Origin of the sequence: Acinetobacter gerneri DSM 14967 = CIP 107464 = MTCC 9824 (genome assembly GCF_000368565.1) — a bacterium.
In the GTDB taxonomy this organism is placed as follows: Bacteria; Pseudomonadota; Gammaproteobacteria; order Pseudomonadales; family Moraxellaceae; genus Acinetobacter; species Acinetobacter gerneri.
Window position 1 is genome coordinate 299787 of record NZ_KB849542.1, and the last position, 17442, is coordinate 317228.

Annotated in this window: 14 protein-coding genes; 5 read left to right on the forward strand and 9 right to left on the reverse strand. The window is 37.5% G+C overall.

The window, feature by feature from the left end; translation table 11 throughout:
- Positions 1–65: 65 nt before the first annotated feature.
- Positions 66–1796 (forward strand): cyclic-di-GMP receptor FimW-related protein, encoded by a 1731-nt coding sequence (locus F960_RS06960; RefSeq protein ID WP_004861335.1) that lies wholly within the window; start codon positions 66–68, stop codon positions 1794–1796.
- Positions 1797–4043 carry an EAL domain-containing protein gene (locus F960_RS06965; RefSeq protein ID WP_004861338.1) on the forward strand — a complete coding sequence of 749 codons (2247 nt, stop codon included), beginning with the start codon at positions 1797–1799 and terminating at the stop codon, positions 4041–4043.
- A 68-nt stretch (positions 4044–4111) separates the two neighbouring features.
- Here the strand turns inward: F960_RS06965 and rpmE are convergent, their stop codons facing one another.
- The 4 genes from rpmE to F960_RS06985 form a co-directional block, all read right to left on the reverse strand.
- Positions 4112–4336: a 50S ribosomal protein L31 gene (rpmE, locus tag F960_RS06970; protein ID WP_004861340.1), complete on the reverse strand. Its 225-nt coding sequence runs from the start codon at positions 4334–4336 to the stop codon at positions 4112–4114.
- A gap of 205 nt (positions 4337–4541) precedes the next feature.
- Positions 4542–5543, reverse strand: coding sequence for a bile acid:sodium symporter family protein (locus F960_RS06975; RefSeq protein ID WP_004861343.1), 1002 nt, complete (start codon positions 5541–5543; stop codon positions 4542–4544).
- 175 nt (positions 5544–5718) lie between these two features.
- Positions 5719–6120, reverse strand: coding sequence for a lactoylglutathione lyase (gloA, locus tag F960_RS06980; protein ID WP_004861346.1), 402 nt, complete (start codon positions 6118–6120; stop codon positions 5719–5721).
- 36 nt (positions 6121–6156) lie between these two features.
- Positions 6157–8322, reverse strand: coding sequence for an AmpG family muropeptide MFS transporter (locus F960_RS06985; RefSeq protein ID WP_004861351.1), 2166 nt, complete (start codon positions 8320–8322; stop codon positions 6157–6159).
- Positions 8323–8525: 203 nt separating this feature from the next.
- On the opposite strand from F960_RS06985, the gene F960_RS06990 reads away from it, so the two are divergent.
- Complete coding sequence (locus F960_RS06990; protein WP_373855016.1) at positions 8526–11153, forward strand: AAA family ATPase; 2628 nt, start codon at positions 8526–8528, stop codon at positions 11151–11153.
- Between the two features lie 106 nt (positions 11154–11259).
- Here the strand turns inward: F960_RS06990 and F960_RS06995 are convergent, their stop codons facing one another.
- Together F960_RS06995 and grxD are read right to left on the reverse strand one after the other, a co-directional pair.
- The gene (locus F960_RS06995) at positions 11260–11649 is read right to left on the reverse strand and encodes a hypothetical protein (RefSeq protein ID WP_004861360.1); all 390 of its coding nucleotides are present in this window, start codon (positions 11647–11649) and stop codon (positions 11260–11262) included.
- A 104-nt stretch (positions 11650–11753) separates the two neighbouring features.
- Positions 11754–12098 (reverse strand): Grx4 family monothiol glutaredoxin, encoded by a 345-nt coding sequence (gene grxD / locus F960_RS07000; RefSeq protein ID WP_004861364.1) that lies wholly within the window; start codon positions 12096–12098, stop codon positions 11754–11756.
- Between the two features lie 202 nt (positions 12099–12300).
- Between grxD and F960_RS07005 the strand changes: the two genes are divergently transcribed.
- Entirely contained in the window at positions 12301–13515 is a 1215-nt protein-coding gene (locus F960_RS07005) for an aspartate aminotransferase family protein (protein WP_004861365.1), read from the forward strand.
- Between the two features lie 85 nt (positions 13516–13600).
- On the opposite strand, the gene F960_RS07010 is transcribed toward F960_RS07005, so the two are convergent.
- The 3 genes from F960_RS07010 to surE form a co-directional block, all read right to left on the reverse strand.
- Entirely contained in the window at positions 13601–14536 is a 936-nt protein-coding gene (locus tag F960_RS07010; protein ID WP_004861368.1) for a LysR family transcriptional regulator, read from the reverse strand.
- Positions 14537–14634: 98 nt separating this feature from the next.
- A complete protein-coding gene (locus F960_RS07015; protein ID WP_004861369.1) occupies positions 14635–15459 on the reverse strand; it encodes a peptidoglycan DD-metalloendopeptidase family protein in 825 nt (274 codons plus the stop codon).
- Positions 15460–15638: 179 nt separating this feature from the next.
- Entirely contained in the window at positions 15639–16430 is a 792-nt protein-coding gene (surE, locus tag F960_RS07020) for a 5'/3'-nucleotidase SurE (RefSeq protein ID WP_004861375.1), read from the reverse strand.
- A gap of 493 nt (positions 16431–16923) precedes the next feature.
- Between surE and F960_RS07025 the strand changes: the two genes are divergently transcribed.
- A complete protein-coding gene (locus tag F960_RS07025; protein WP_004861376.1) occupies positions 16924–17319 on the forward strand; it encodes an MCR_0457 family protein in 396 nt (131 codons plus the stop codon).
- Positions 17320–17442: the final 123 nt, after the last annotated feature.

Below are 17442 nucleotides of genomic sequence, written 5' to 3' on the forward strand. Positions count from 1 at the left end.
CGTCATTTTAGACATCACAATTTAGCTCTTGCATAAATCGTTTTTAGAATTTGAGTGCCCAAAAAATGATGAATAAAGAAATTTCAAATGCATTTAAATCTCCCCGCAAACTCACGCTTGATCGTTTAAGTTTTTGCCATGCAACTGTAGACGATTTACGGCATTGGACTGTTGCTTTATCTGTCATGCCTTTGGGTGATGCCGCGCAAGCCATTTTAAAAGCAGTTTTAGAAATTTCTGAACTCAAATGCGAAGAAACATTACGTTTTGATTTAATACAAGTTTTACAACCCAATATTGAAAATGTGCTGCATAGCTTAGAAAAATTTTTCTTCGATAAAAACCTAATCCACACGGATCGAAATGAACAAATTATCGAGCTTGGTAATTGCTTACGTGGCCTAACGATCGCGGTATATGCTGACATTGCACGCCGAAGTAATCAGCAAATTGCACAGAAAAAACTGCCTTTATTTGCCATAAAACAAAAAAATAATTTGAAAATTGCACGTCAATTGGCGACTTACTATGCCTTGCAGCAAATGTGTATCCTCTTATATAAACAACAAACGCTCTATAGCGATAGCATAAATTATCAATGGGTCCTCGCTCATACTCTGTATGACATCGCCAACAAAAACAATGAAATATTTTTAAATATCAATCAAATACAAGGAACACATCTACCAGTCAACAATATTGCGCAAATTTATGCTCAGCTATTACTGCTTGATATTTTCAATACCAACCAGATCCGACCAACTGAAATCCGAGCGCTCTACTACTGTAGTCAAGACTGGGCAAAAATGATCCAGATTTTGCCGAAAGAAACATCATTATCACGTTATTTCGTCAATAAAAAATTAGATCACGCCGTTATTTATAATCAAAAGCACAATCAAGGAATGGATGCACATTTATTTATAGAAACACAGGGCTTATTGGAACATATCAATAAAACCATCGTGCAAGAAGAGGACAATATCACTAAAACAGAACGTCAATATTTGACCTCTGCGCTCAAATTCCATGTACAAAATATTTTGAGTAGTTCGAACGAGCGTCGCCATGAGCGCTACGAATATTCAGCCCAATTACGCATTTGTTTCAGTATTTTTGCAGCACATTATTATCTTTCTAATCGGATTGGTTTTAGTGAGACGATTATGAATGCACAAAGTTTTACCTTGCATTCGACATCAAATACACAAAATATAATTGAGCAAAGCCCACTCACACCGACACCTGCGAAGCTTTTAGATCAAGATTCTAAACAAATTTATATTACTGAAGTGCTCGATATCAGTGTCAATGGCTATCGTATCCATTGGACTGGTGAAACGCCTCGTAATCTACGTACTGGTGAGTTTATTTTGGTCAGTGAAAATAATAATCGAAAATGGAAAGGTGCGATTATCCGCTGGATTAAACAAGCCAGTAATAAAAGTCTTGAGCTGGGCTTAGAAGTTTTAGGTCAGGACACCTTTGCCTGTGCGGTTCGTTTGCAAGCTGACTTGCAAAATTTAAATTATCAACCTGCTTTATTAATACAAAATCATCAACTAGAATATAATAAAATATCTTTAATTATACCGAACTTATCGCTATTTAAAGAAAAGCAGAATATACAACTGCGTTTGGGGAAACATGAATTTCAAATTCAATTGACGAAAGCTGTAATTATCACACAAAGCTTCATTCAATTTGATTTTGAATTATTAAATAATACGCAACACTATTTAATTGAAGATTTTATATTAGATCAATCTGATCATTTTAGTTTAGGGGAAACTTAGGTGAGAAATTCTTTATTGTCAAAAAAATTAAAGAACTCTGAAACTCGGATTTTAATCATTGATGATAATCAAATAAGATATAACCAAATCATAGATATATTAAGCGCAGAAAAGCATGCAGTTCATGCAATTTTATTGGATGATTTAAAGAATTTTGAAAAACAATTAAATACCACTTGGGATGTGATCATATTTGGTCGAGCTTATGATTTAAAATATGATCAAACCATTTCTTTAGTACAAAATTCTGCCGAATTTAATGTTCCCATTTTACTCCTTAAACCCGACAATTATTATAAAGAACAATATCAGTCTTATATCAATAAAGGCATTTACGATATTATCAATTTAGAATATCCAGATCGTGTATATATTTCATTTATTCGTGCTTTTACTTATAGCCGTGCCATGCAAACACAAAAGCATCTTATGCATGAATTAGGGCATATACAAGAACAAAATGAAGAACGCATTGCTACCGAACGTATTGCGATTGCAACCTTAGAAGAAGGAATCCACGTTCATGCCAATGATGAGTATTTACAATTATTTGGGTTAAAAACACTAGATGAGTTGATTGGTTTACCGATACTCGACATTTTAAAACCAGATGACATCATTGATTTTAAAAAGAGATTTAAAAAAATTACTCAAGGTCAATTTGAACTTGGGAAATTTTCCATTCAATCCCATCACCCTCGCATTGCAGCATTTAATCCATTAAAAATTGAGTTTTTACCTTCAACCCAAGAAGATGCTCTGCAACTCAGTATCGTAACTTCTACCCTATCAAATCACATTCAGACTGCGCATATAAACTCAAATCAGCATGATCCTTTACCTCTCAGTAAAAAACTGTACAACGCTCTAAATCATGCACCACACAAACTAAATGCCTTTGTGTTATTGAGTATTGCACATTATCCAGAAGAGTTGATGCAGCATAACTGGCAAATAGTGAAGGATTATTTTGCCAAAGCGCAACAATATCTCAAACAACACATCCAACACCCACTTTTTCCTATTGATACTTTGCACACTGGTGTTTTAGTACAAGCTCAAAATCAGGAATTGATGCTATCTTATCTCTCGAGTTTAGCAACTTTGGATCAATTACATGTTTTAGAATTTGATGAATATCATTTTCCGATCAAATTTAAATTGGGTTATCAGTTAATTGATCAAGAACTGTTAAATGAAAATAATATTGGATCCTTTGAGATAGAACAATTAATCGAACAGGCATTTAACCAAGCCCTACCTCAAAACTCAGCATTATTGAGTACAAGCTCAATACAACACTCTGAAGATTCAAGTGATTTTTCTAGTCGTTTTAATGAAAATAAAGTCGATAAACTAGATGAAAAGCAGCAACAAAACAGCCATGATCTACCTGCAATTGAATATACGCCATCTAAAACGACTCAAGAACATCATTCATCAAACGAGATCAAGCAGAAATATGCACAATCCCCATCTTCGGCAGTCTTTCCTCAAACTGATATTTTAACCACACTAAAACAGCAACTCAGCACGAAACAGTTTCAACTCAAATTTCAACAACTCTATGATAAGCAAGATAATTTTCCAATATATGAAGTCAATGCTGGATTTTATCTGGAGCAAAAATGGTGCGATCTCGATAAAATTGAAGAATTAAGGCGTGATCCACTATTATCTATTGAGATTGACCGTTGGATTTTGCTTGAAGCCAGCAAACAACTACATAATTTTATTACTCAGTATCCAAACGCTATCTTGCTAATACCGCTCAATCCCGAAATTTTATTTAATGATCAGCAGTTTTTTAGTTTTATCTCACAAATTTTGCAAAACTTTAAACATTGCCCAGAAATTCCGTTGATTTTGCAAATTGATTTTATAAAGACAAAGCATTTACTCGATAAACTTTCACCTTCACTTCGTGCCTTGAAACAATTGGGGCTAAAAACCTCAATGAAAAACATAGCGGTCAATGCTGAGTTCGAAAATTTACTGCAGTTTTTAGATCTTGATTTTATCAAACTCAATGCAAAAAGCAGTCAAATGCTGAATGATGAACATCAGCAAAAGATTTTACAGACGCAAGTATTAAAAATACTAGATTGGAAAAAATTAAGTATTATTTTGTCTGAATTGAATGATATGAATCTGTTTGCCAATGCTTGGAATATCGAGGCTCGTTATCTACAAGGGGATTATTTCCAGAAAAAACTTGACCATCTCACCGATGTTCAAGATCAATAATCTCTACAAGTATGAAAACACACAAATAAAAAAAACGGGCATAAAGCCCGTTTTTTCGTATTGCGATATTAACGTTTGATAGAACGTGACATACCTGCAAAACGTTGTTTGAATTTGTCGATACGACCACCAGTATCTACATTTTTTTGTTTACCAGTATAGAATGGGTGGCAAGCTGAACATACGTCAAGATAAAGAGTGTCTTTACCGATCGCAGAACGAGTTTCGATTACGTTACCGCATGAACATGTAGCAACTAATTTTTCATATTTTGGGTGAATATCGGCGCGCATCGTCGATTACTCCTAAGTTAAGAAAGGTTTTGCCATCATCGCAATTGATCACTCTCAAATGAGGAACGCAGATTTGTAAAAAATCGCAGATCAACACGACAACAGACCATTTCTTTTGGCCCACCGAGACTCTAGGTCAGAGCTAAGCACAACAAGTGGGGACATTATACTCCCCTTTTTTAGTTTTTGCGAGTGATTCGCGCAGCTATTCTGTGATTGTTTCTGAATCGAGCTCTGTTTCTTTGTCATTTTGTCTTGCCCAATGATTGGCAATCACACCACAAACCATAAGCTGGATCTGATGGAAAACCATGATAGGCAAAACGATCATACCAAGCGGCTGACCTGCAAATAAAATTTGCGCCATAGGTACACCACTCGCCAAGGTTTTCTTAGAGCCACAGAAGAAAATCGCAATCTGGTCAAGACGATTAAAACCGAGCCAAACGGGTACATAGTATGCCAATAACATGATAATCGTGAGCAATACTGAGCATGCCAAAACCAAATAGAACATGGTTAATGCACTGACCTGATGCCACAATCCTGCAACCACCGCACTACTAAAAGCACCATAGACCACCATCAAAATCGTGCCTTGGTCGAAACATTTAACGATACTTGGTACTTTTTGCATCCATGGGAAAACTAATGGACGTAATAACTGACCTGCGATAAATGGAATCAATAACAACAATGCGATTTCGATAATTGATGAAGTCGGATCATAATCATGTTTTGCCTGCCCGAAAATGAACAGGCTCACCATCACTGGGGTAATGAACATCCCGATCAAGTTTGAAAATGAAGCACTACATACTGCCGCTGCCACATTGCCTTTCGCAACCGATGTAAAAGCAATCGATGACTGGACTGTAGAGGGCAAGAAGCACATAAACAAAAAGCCCCAATACATTTCCTGACCTAGCAATGGCAATAAGAATGGCTTCGCCATAAACCCTAAGATTGGAAATACGATAAATGTAAAAGCAAAGACGACGGCATGTAAACGCCAGTGTAATATTCCTTGTACAATGGCTTCGCGAGAAAGTTTCGCACCATGCAAGAAGAATAAAATGGCGATGGCGACATTGATAATCACGCCAAATATATGTGCTGCAGACCCTGAAACTGGCAATATTGTCGCCAATACTACCATCAGGATAAGCAGTATGGTAAAACGATCCAGTGCTAATAATTTCAACATAACTACATCCTGTAATTTTTATAGATATAAAAAACCCAGTAAGATTGCATGCTTAAAAATAATTTAAACATCGCTAATTTACCAAGAGGTAAACTATGATCTTACTGGGCTTTTGCTGTTTAGCCAATTTTCAAGTCATATATTCGCTATTTCCTGAGAATATATTCCTTTAAAATCAGTTATTACGAGCATTTTCATCTTGTTGAATTAATTCAATTTTGTAGCCATCTGGGTCTTCAACAAAGGCAATCACGGTAACACCACCTTTCATCGGACCTGCTTCACGTACCACATTTCCACCGCGAGCTTTGATTTCGTCACATGCTTTATAAGCATCTTCAACGCTAATTGCGATATGACCATAAGCATTGCCTAGATCATATTTATCCGTATCCCAATTGTGGGTCAATTCAAGCACTGTCGTATTTTCTTCGTCGCCATAACCGACAAATGCTAATGTAAAACGCCCTTCTTCATAATCACGTTTACGTAGCAAAGTCATACCGAGTACTTCAGTATAGAACGCCAAAGAGCGCTCTAAATTGCCTACTCGTAACATGGTATGTAACATGCGCATATATTTTCTCCAAATATTCAATCATGTAAGTCAAGATTATTCCTCGGTTGAGGCTCCAGTATTGACTTGTTGTTCATGCTTTTTCAATAATTTCGCAACCCAAACCACCAAGATTAAAATCGGAATGCCGATCAAACTGGTAATAATAAAGAAATCTGGATATCCCACTTTGGTGACTATAGTACCCGAATAGCCCCCAATAATCTTCGGTGTCAAAGTCATCAATGAACTAAAAATAGCATATTGAACGGCTGTAAAAGAGACGCTGGTTAAACTTGATAAAAATGCAATAAATGCTGCACCAGCCAAACCAGAAGCCATATTATCCAAAATAATCGCCAAATATAGCCAAATCTTGCTATATGGTTTAATGACTTTTCCTTTAATTTCCACTGTATCCGAAGGTGTATTTTGCAGTACTTTTATCGGTTGTATATCAACATCTAGTGTCGATTTATGTTGAGTTGTTTCATAACTTTTTGATGCAAGCACAGCCTCATGAGCACCGATAAAATTGGCTTTGGCTACCAGATTTTTGCTCGGTGATTGCAACATTTTTTTAGCATCAATCACAGCTGTAAATTGATCATCACCGTCAAGTTTTCCTGCATATTCCTGACCATCTAAACTGATTATAAATGGCTTCTCAGCATTTAAAGTTTTGCGGTCGATATTGGAAAATTGCCCTTTTACCACGATGCTTTGCGTCGCTTCAGTCGGCGAAATGGCATTATCACTGGTCACTGGAAATAATAAAATCTGTGAGTTGGCTTGCTGTTTCATATAAGGCAAACTTAAAGCAACGGCCTCTTTTAGATTTTGATATTGAGTTTTAACCGTCACATGATCTGCATTTTGCAGAACTTGATTTGGAACTTTTACTGACCAATACCCTGCCTCATCAGCATGAGCCTGATAGCTTTGCTGCCCAATTTGAACTTTGACAGGAGACAGTTCAGTACCAGATTTGACTAAACCAATAAACATCAAATTGGTTGCACTTGCCAAAACTGCACCGACAAACATCAACTTCATGATGTTCATACGCTGTGCCAAAAGCCCACCTAAGAAACCACCAAGTAAACTAAAAATCACCCCATAGATTTTTACAGCTTCAGCAATTTGCTCTTTGGTAAAGTTTAAGTCCTGATAGAAAACATTGGAAATAACGCCTGAAACGATATCTGAAATACGATAAAAACCGATCAATAACAACAAAACCAAAGCCAATTTCACGCCATAACGCTGGAAAAAGTCTTTGATCGGTTCAACCCAAGTTTCATAGGCCATTTGCTGATTGACTACGCCTAAACGAATCAACACATAAGCCACAAATACAGCTGCTGCTCCAGAACCTATAAAGCGAATCGCTTCCATTAAAAACTGTAGAAAAGTATCTTGAATATTCAACGCTTTTTTCAAGAATTGAACAAGGTTATCACCGAAAATATAGCAAACAACAAAACTCAAAACAGCAATAAAAAAGACAAAGACCAAACGATAATAATCAAGACGAGCATATTCTTTATGCACACGCTCTACTTTAGGTTCGCGGATGACTAAAGTGGTAATGATCCCGACCAACATGACCGCAGCCATTGCCAGATAAGTCATTTTCCATGCGCTATAAATGTAGTTCCCTTTTGCTGTCCCAAGCGAAGCTGCTAAAAATAGTGCACCTGCTCCAGCAATGATCATCCCTATGCGATAACCTGCATTATAGGTTGAAGCAAGAACCGTCTGCATTTGAGTTTCAGCCAATTCGATACGATAAGCATCAATCACGATATCTTGTGTCGCAGCTGAAAAACCCAACAATACAGCGCCAACCGCCATCTGGATCAAATAACTCTTACCCAAAGATGGATCAGAAAATGCCATGATACAAATGGCACAAATAATCAAACACTGTGCGATTAAAAGCCACGCACGACGACGACCTAATGTTTTGGTCAAAAATGGCACAGGCAATTCATCAATCAACGGTGCCCAAACAAATTTAAAAGAATAACCAAGTGCGGCCCAGCTAAAAAAAGTCACCGCACTTTTATCAATACCTGCCTCACCAAGCCATAAAGATAGACTTGAAAATATCAATAAAATGGGAATACCCGCTGAGAATCCCAAAAACAACATGATTAAAGCACGGCGATCTAGAAAAGCCATAAAGGCATTTTTCCAACCCGAAGTTTGTGTTGTCATTGCGTTATTATTTTCCACGAACCTAAATTGGCTTATTCAACCGCTTAATGCGATTAGATTCAATGTTTTTTATGAAACTACTGCATGATTTTTGCGTATATTTACTACAACTGAGCTTGAAATTTCCTGCCAAACCTGTATACCTTAAGTTTTCAACTTAATTTTAGTTTTGGATTTCACCTGTGACCCAAAAACACGATCAAATGAACACAAGCGCTATTTCTACCACCACTACAACAAATGAACTTTTAAATACTGAAAATTCTTATCCATCCGTGTTCGATCAGCCTCAAATTCAAAATACTTTGAGTAAAACCAAGCTTAATCCAGAACAGTTAACCCATATTCCAAATAAGGCGAACATTCCAACATCAACCAAGAGAATTAAGCCACTCAACAACTTTCTGGGTCAAGATCGTGCACGCGCTTCGGTGGAAGCGGGTATCGCCTTGCCATATTCTGGCTACAATATTTTTGCAGTCGGTACAGCAGGTTTGGGCAAACGCACCATGATCAAGCGTTTGCTACAACAACATGCGAAAACAATGCCGACACCAGAAGACTGGGTCTACGTCAATAATTTTAAAAATGCACGTAATCCACTCGCCTTACGCTTTTCTGCGGGACAAGGTTCAAAATTTCAGAACTTATTGCATCAAACATGGCAAACAATCCTCAAACAACTTGATCGTCGTTTTAGTGCAGAAACGTATCACAATCAAATCGAACGTATTCGCCAGATCACAGGCAATGAACAACAACATGCTCTGGTTGAACTCACCAAAGAAGGTGAAGAGCTTGGTTTAAAATTGGTTAATCGCAATGATGAACATTGTTTTGTGCCGACGATTATTATTGATAATCAAGCCCAAGAAATGCATCAGGAAGAAATCAATGCTTTAAGCAGTAAAGAACGTGCTGAGATCGCATCAAATATCCGTTATATGGATAAAAAACTTGAGCGTCTGGGTTTACAACTGGGTGATCTAGAAGATGATGCCCGTGATCAAGTTTCTGAACTGAATCGTGATATTGCCAAACAAGTTGTCATTCCACGTATGGATTTGATTGCCAGCAAATTTGAACATGTAGATGATCTTGAACAATATTTAAAGTTGTATGCTGAAGATATTATCAATAATGTTGAGTTGATTTTAGAGCAAGACGATGATGATACTTCAACAGCGAGTTTCAATAAAATCCCTGCACGTTATCAAGCCAATGTTGTGGTAAGTAATAAACCGAATACTGGCGCACCCGTTATTTTTGAGGATTTCCCAACGCACTACAACTTGCTCGGTCATGTTGAGCAATTGACACAAATGGGAACCATCACTACAGATTTCACCTTAATTCGTCCAGGATCATTGCACCGTGCTAATGGCGGTTTTTTACTGCTTGAAGCTGAACAGCTTCTTGAGCAGCCTTATGCATGGCAAGGTCTAAAACGTGCTTTAAAATCTGGTCAATTAAAACTTTCTTCTTTAGAACACATGCTGACCTTAACGGGTAGTATTTCTATCGAGCCTGCCCCAATTCCACTGGATTTAAAAGTGGTGTTATTGGCAGAACCTGAAATCTATTATGAAATACTTGAAGTCGAGCCTGAGCTTGGCAGTGTCTTTAAAATACGTGCTGATTTTACCGACACATTGCAACGTAATGACGCAAATGAACAAGCTTATATGCAACTCATTGCCGACTACGTACAACAAGATAAGTTATTACCATTTGATCGTACTGCCCTTGCTGCATTGTTGACTGATTCTAGTCGTCAAGCCGAAGATCAAAGCTCATTGTCTTTGCATGCCTCGACTTTGGGTGATTTAATTCGTGAAGCGCATCATCATGCCCTTCAGCAAGACCAAAAAATAGTGACTGCTGAACATATCAATACAGCACTGAAACATCGCCAATATCGCTTAGGCTATTTACGTGAATTGTACTGGCAAGACCTTTCTCGTGGTACTCAGTTGATTGAAACCCGTGGACATCGCTTAGGTCAAATCAATGCATTGTCTGTGATTCAATATGCAGATGTAGAATTTGGCTTACCCTCACGTTTGACTGCTTCCGTATATCAAGGTGGTGGTGATATTTTAGATATCGAACGTAGTGTTGAACTTGGTGGTTCTCTACATGCTAAAGGCGTGTTATTGATGTCGAGTTTCTTAAAAGCACATTTTGGTCGTGAACAGATTTTACATTTTTCTGCCGCTTTGGCATTTGAACAAAGTTATGGTCAAGTCGATGGCGATAGTGCAACTGTAGCTGAACTTTCTGCATTGATTTCAGCGATTTGCCAACTACCTATTGATCAGTCTTGGGCGATTACAGGATCGATGAACCAGTTGGGTCAAGTACAACCTATTGGCGGTGTAAATTCTAAAATTGAAGGTTTCTTCGATGCTTGTAAACTTCAAGGATTTACTGGTAAACAAGGCGTCATCATTCCTCGTCAAAACATGCAACATTTGATGATTCGTCATGATGTGATTGAAGCGGTTGAAAATGGTCAGTTCCATATTCATGCTATTGATACGATTGATCAAGCTTTAGAAATTTTGATGGCACGCCCAGTCGGTACTCTAGATAAAAAAGGTCGCTATAGCAAAGGTTCTATCTATGCCGCGGTCATGGAACAATTAGAGTATTGGCAAGCCATTGAAGATGGAGAAGAAATTGAAGAAGAGCCAAAGAAAAAGAAAAAAAAGAAGAAAAAAGACAAAGACTCAAAAGATAAATCTTCAAAAGAGACAAACAAAAATGAGTCTGAAGAAGCTGAGGTCTCTGCTAAAGCGATGAAATCATTGAAAAGAATGAAAAAATAATCCCAATAACCTCCGAGCGGTCACGTTAGGAGGTTTTTTTATTGTTTAATAAACACATATTGTCATTACATTATCTAAAGCTAAAATTTTAATTATTTTATTTAAATCACCATTTTTCACATACATTGAATGGTAAATAATATCCAGCCACATTGACTGCTTGTCGCATACTAAAGCCATAGCGCATGCCTGTTTCTATTCGATAATCATCAAAGGTGATTCGATTTTCACATTTTTTTTCAAAGTTTAGCTTGGGTCTGTTTTGGGTTATTTTTTGGCTTTTAAAATACTGCTGTGCCAATTGATTACGTCTAAAATCGCCCATGCTCATAAATTGCTTTAAGTCAATTTGATTATTCTGAGCAAGCTTTTTTGAAAATTCGGGGCTTTGTTCAAAATCAATTTCAAATTTCATTTCATCGTATTGATTGGCAAAAACCATTTGTGTCAGCAAAAAGTTGAGTAGCAATCCCACCAATATTGTTATTTTTTTCATGATTACTCAATATTTAAAATCTTGCTTACATTCTAGCCAAATTATCCAAAAGAGATATAAAAAAAAGCACCTATCAAAGGTGCTTTTAGATTCAGCAAAATAAATTATTTTGCATCTGGTGCTGGGCTATATTGTTCGATTAATGGTTTTAATTCACCATTTTGGAACATTTCAAGCACAATATCACTTCCGCCAACGAGCTCACCATTTACCCAAAGTTGTGGGAATGTAGGCCAATTTGCGATTTGTGGAAGTGTTGCACGAATATCTGGATTTTCCAAAATATTAACATAAGCAAAAGGACGACCGATTTGGCTAAGCGCTTCTACTGCACGTGCAGAGAAACCACATTGTGGAAATTGTGGTGTACCTTTCATATAAAGTAGTACAGCATGTTTAGCAATTTGATCGCGAATTAACGCTTCTGTATCGCGCGCTTGTTCAGTCATAGATAAAATCCTCAACTCATCTGCCCTGCATTATACCTAAAACTTTAGGAAACGGTGATGTTCCGCATAAATTTTCCATTTTTTTACATTTAGGCTTTAAATCAGATGCATATTTTGCTTATATAGGGGATTGTCGACAAATATCAAGTGATTTGCCGTACAACCTCTATTTTTATTTCCACCTAACAGATAAGAGTTAGTCATGAACAACATTACCCTCGCTCCGGTACAAACTGATCAACCATCACATTTGATGCCTGTTTTCGGCCGTCAACCGATCAGCTTTGTCCGAGGACGAGGTTCTTATCTCTATACAGAAGATGGTACTGAATATTTAGATGCACTTACAGGGATTGCTGTTTGTGGTCTAGGTCATGCTCATCCTGTGATTGCTGATGCGATTGCTGAACAAGCCGCAACATTGATTCACACCAGTAATATTTACGAGATTCCTTGGCAAACAGCAGCAGCGCAAAAATTGGCTGAAGTTGCTGGTATGGAAGAAATTTTCTTCTCAAATAGTGGCGCAGAATCAAATGAAGGTGCAATCAAAATTGCACGTAAATTTGGTCATATGCAAGGTGTCGCTAGCCCTAAAATCATCGTTGCTGATCATTCATTTCATGGTCGTACCCTTGCGACATTGTCTGCTACAGGTAATAAAAAAGTGCAAGAAGGCTTTGCACCTTTAGTTGAAGGCTTTATTCGTGTGCCATTTGGCGATGTTGAAGCAATCAAAGAAGCTGCTATCAATCATCCTGATATCGTGGCAATTTTAGTTGAACCGATTCAAGGTGAAGGCGGCGTAAATACTGCCCCTCAAGGTTTTAGTTATCTTGAACAAATTCGTCATATCTGTAATCAACACAACTGGTTAATGATGCTTGATGAAGTTCAAACAGGTAATGGCCGTACTGGTAAATACTTTGCGTATCAACATACCAATATCGTTCCTGATGTTTTGACTACAGCAAAAGGTCTAGGCAATGGTTTCCCAATCGGTGCAGTTATGACTCAAGGTCGTGGTGTAGGTGTATTGACTGCGGGTAATCACGGTTCAACTTATAGCGGTACGACTTTAGGTTCACGCGTGGTTTATACCGTAATTGATTTGATTCAAAAAGAAAATATCGTTGAAAATGCGGCAACCATTGGTCAATATCTTGTAGATCAATTCCGTAGCCAACTTGCAGATTGCAATGTAACTGTACGTGGCTTTGGGATGATGATCGGTATTGAATTGCCTAAAGCATGTGCTGAAATGGTTGAAATTGCACGTGATGAACATCATTTGATTATCAACGTAACAGCAGGCAATGTCGTTCGTTTATTACCTGCGCTCAATATGAATCATGAACAAGCGGATGATTTACTAAAACGTCTTGTTCCTGCAATCAAAAAATTTGTGACTGCCTAAATCGAACTCTATCTATGCTGATTTTGTATAGATAGAATCTTTGAAGTATAAAAAAGCCGCGTAATGCGGCTTTTTAATTGAAACTTTATGAAGCTTCTTGATATATCCTGCCCCCAGGAAGTTGGCTAAAATACTGTTTTAAAGCATCTAAGCAACGATAAGTTTTAACAGGTTGTTGTTCTTTCTTGGCAATCACAGCACATAAAGTAAATGCTGGAAGTTTCCAATCAGGTAGAACTTCAACAAGTGAACCGTTGACTAATTCTTTTTGAACATCTAAATAAAGTATACGAGCCAAACCATGACCTTGCTGACAAAGTGACTTTGCCACAAAAACATTGTTGGTTTGGATCCGACTCTCCATGTCTATATTGATTTCTTCACTACTTGATGGATGCACAAATGAAAAATAATGATTATTTTTCATTGTATTTAAATAGATCAAATCATGATTCAATAAATCTTCTGGGCGAGAAATAGGAATACTGGTTTGATTTAAATAACTTGGGGATGCAACTAAAACTTGATCCACATGCGCTAATGGAATAGTGATCAGGTTGTGGTTTTCTTCAATTTTGGAACACATCTTGATCGCAATATCTATTCTGCCGTCAATCAAATCATTGATCTGATTATTTGCATCAAAAAAGACATTTAAACCGCGATGAGCAGACATCCAATGTGATAGTGCTGGAACGACATGAGTCGCGCACAATTCTGGGGTGGTTGCTATACGTAGGTCACCGACTAATTCATCACGTAATTCATTAATACGGATTTTCCCACGTTCAGCAGCCGCTAACATTTCTTGGCAGCTTAGAAAAAAGGCTTGTCCAGCTTCCGTCAAACTCAAACGCCTTGTAGAACGATGCAAAAGTGTAACTTCCATATCTTGTTCTAGTGAACGAATTTGCTGACTCACCGCGCTTGTCGTGATACCCAATTCACGAGCCGCGCCACTGAACGAACTTTTTTCAACCACACAAGCAAAAACACCCATTGCTCGAAGTTGATCTAACATAAATTTCCCTCTGAAATTATGAGATGCATCACGTTTTTCTATTAATGCAACTCTTTGTATTATACGAGGAAATTATACGTTTGTAATGATTTGTTTAATTAATTCAACGGTAAAATTGTAGCCGGATCAATTGGCTTACCATTTAGACGGATTTGGAACTCAAGCATATTCTGTGATGCACCTGAAGATCCCATCTCTGCAATCTTCTGCCCTGCTTTGACATTATCACCACTTTTCACCAACATTTTACTGTTATGTGCATAAGCTGTAATGTATCCATCTATATGTTTTACAAGAACTAAATTACCATATTCCTTCAAACCATCCGCAGCATAAACCACTTGTCCATCAGCCGCTGAATAAATTGGATCGCCTAGATTTCCACCAAAACGAACACCTTTAATATTACCTGCAGCATTGTAACGCGCAATAATGGCATTACTTGATGGACGAACCCATTTTAATGACGTTGGTGTCGGTGCAACGGTCACGGTTGGTGCTGTATTTTGCGGAACGGTGTTTTGAACTGGTGGTGTAGCTGCTTGTGTTTGGTTTGGCAAGGCAATCGATTGACGCTGGATCGGCGTTGAATCGGTATAACTTTGCGTCGTTGTGGTCTTTTTACCGGAAGACTTTAAACGTAGTGATTGATTGACATAAATGGTATAAGGCGGTGCAATATCATTCATTTGAGCAACACTGATATAACTTAAACCATAACGCTGTGCGATCCCACTTAAAGTATCACCAGAACGAACTGTATAATAATCAGGCGCATTGGCATAACGGACTGAATTATTGATTTGTGGCTTAGAAGCACAACCAGTGAAAGCAAGTGCCGTAGTAACAGCTACAGACAGAAAAGCTACTTTCAACCATTTTTGTGATTGAAATGCGATTTCCTGAGATTGAACCTGTTGCATTACTTTCCCTCATCTATTTAGATTTATTAAAAATTTCACCAAGATTAGCAAAATTGCTCGTTAAATAAAGAATCAAATGGTTTATTTTCACAAACTTATAACAATCTTGAAGCTTATAATCCACTGATTATTTTAAATAATGTTGAATATTCACCTACAAATATTCAACATGCTTCAAATCAATCATCGACCAAGACGGCATTTTCAGCCAATTGAGCTTGTAGATTTTCTAAAACAGTATAATTTGTGGCATCCATTTGAATCGGTGTAATACTCACAAAACCATTGGCGATCGCATAGAAATCTGACTGCATTTGCGCTGAGTTTTTCTTTGGTTCAGCTACAGCCTCACCAGATAATCCGATCCAATACACTTGGCGACCACGAGGATCGACATGACTGGTGATTGGTTTAGATTGAGTACGTTTGCCTTGATAAGTTATTTTTGCGCCTCTGATAACACTTAAGTCTGGAATATTAATATTTAAAATATGACGCGGCGGTAGACTCGGCAAACCTTTAGCAACAAAATCATGCACCCAATTTGCAGCGACAGCATAGTCTTCAGGGCTTTCATAAGAACGAACATGCTGCCCACAAAATGAAATTGCCAAGGCAGGTTGTTTCATCAAACGCCCTTCAAATGCTGCACCGACTGTACCCGAATAAAGTACGTCATCACCCAAATTTGCACCGCTATTGATACCGCTCAGAACCAAGTCAAATTCAAAATCAAACAAACCGTTCATAGCTAAATAGACGCAATCTGCTGGCGTACCATTTACAGCCCAAACATCTGGCTGGATTTGTATTGGGCGCAGTGGACGATCTAAAGTCAATGCACTGGAAAACCCACTTCGTTCACTTTCAGGAGCAACGATTACTACTCGACCCAATGGGCTTAAAGCTTTCGCTAAGGCTTGGATACCCGGTGCAAAAACACCATCATCATTGGCTATTAAAATATTCAAAGTTTACTCGCAAATCGAATCGTTAAATACAAATCATTTTTTAAAATGATTTCAATCATATGATTATAAACACAAAAGAAACAAGGCTGCTAACATTTCACACTTCTTTGCAAATACGTCAACTTAACGAAGGTTTTTGCTTTGAAGCCTCAAAATCAACAGTATTTTGCTGAAAAATCAAACACAATTCATATATAAATACATCATCAATACACTTCCTCTATTTTTATTTCACAGAGAAAAAGTTTAATCTATGTAGGGTCATTTGACATTTCAAATTGGTTTCGCTGATGAATGTTTTTTAGATGATATGAGACATAGATTGAGAAATTTAGTCATCTAAATGATCAAACTACAACGAAATAGCATCAAAAAATACTCTCGTCATTTCGCCTTGCGCTGCGAACAAAGTAGTGCTTTGTTCTTGCTCTGGTTGTGAAATGTCAACAGTCCCTAAACCATTTGGTTATTTTATTTAGGATTTAGATTCATTATGCAATTAAAATTAGCAAAATTAATGGCTGTAGGATTACTTTCTACTTCATTCCTCATCCCACAAGCTTTTGCCGCTTCTCAAAAAACTAAATCTGATGAAGAAAATATCGATGTAACTCAAATCCAAGTCACTAAAGAAGAACTTGCAGCAATCTATGTTCTTTCTGAAATTTGCCCAAAACTTCAAGGTAAAAGTGACAAGTTTGATGCTGGTTTAAGTCGCTTAACCAAAGAATATATGCCGAATGAAAAAAACCCAGTTTCAGCGCTCAAATCTTTGAGCAAACAAGCCGCTTTTCAGTCTGCTTTAAAAGAAGCTCGTAGCGACGCTAAAAAGGCTGGTGACAAAAATAACAAAGAAATTTGTGAAGATGTGAGCAATTATCAAAGCTAATCTTGCTTTTGAAACCAATTCGTTACAATAAGTTTTAAATAAGCCGATTTCACTTGTGGAAGTCGGCTTTGCTTTGTCCTAAAATGCAACTTCGTTTTTGTGCTCAATAAGATATTGGAACCA

What these genes read in the sequence shown, in the direction of transcription:
- gloA (WP_004861346.1), bottom strand. Translation starts at nt 6,120, where the DNA reads ATGCGCATGTTACATACCATGTTACGAGTAGGCAATTTAGAGCGCTCT.
- F960_RS07025 (WP_004861376.1), top strand. Translation starts at nt 16,924, where the DNA reads ATGCAATTAAAATTAGCAAAATTAATGGCTGTAGGATTACTTTCTACT.
- F960_RS07005 (WP_004861365.1), top strand. Translation starts at nt 12,301, where the DNA reads ATGAACAACATTACCCTCGCTCCGGTACAAACTGATCAACCATCACAT.
- rpmE (WP_004861340.1), bottom strand. Translation starts at nt 4,336, where the DNA reads ATGCGCGCCGATATTCACCCAAAATATGAAAAATTAGTTGCTACATGT.
- F960_RS06985 (WP_004861351.1), bottom strand. Translation starts at nt 8,322, where the DNA reads ATGACAACACAAACTTCGGGTTGGAAAAATGCCTTTATGGCTTTTCTA.
- F960_RS06975 (WP_004861343.1), bottom strand. Translation starts at nt 5,543, where the DNA reads ATGTTGAAATTATTAGCACTGGATCGTTTTACCATACTGCTTATCCTG.
- F960_RS06960 (WP_004861335.1), top strand. Translation starts at nt 66, where the DNA reads ATGATGAATAAAGAAATTTCAAATGCATTTAAATCTCCCCGCAAACTC.
- F960_RS07015 (WP_004861369.1), bottom strand. Translation starts at nt 15,459, where the DNA reads ATGCAACAGGTTCAATCTCAGGAAATCGCATTTCAATCACAAAAATGG.
- F960_RS07010 (WP_004861368.1), bottom strand. Translation starts at nt 14,536, where the DNA reads ATGTTAGATCAACTTCGAGCAATGGGTGTTTTTGCTTGTGTGGTTGAA.
- grxD (WP_004861364.1), bottom strand. Translation starts at nt 12,098, where the DNA reads ATGACTGAACAAGCGCGCGATACAGAAGCGTTAATTCGCGATCAAATT.
- F960_RS06995 (WP_004861360.1), bottom strand. Translation starts at nt 11,649, where the DNA reads ATGAAAAAAATAACAATATTGGTGGGATTGCTACTCAACTTTTTGCTG.
- F960_RS06990 (WP_373855016.1), top strand. Translation starts at nt 8,526, where the DNA reads ATGAACACAAGCGCTATTTCTACCACCACTACAACAAATGAACTTTTA.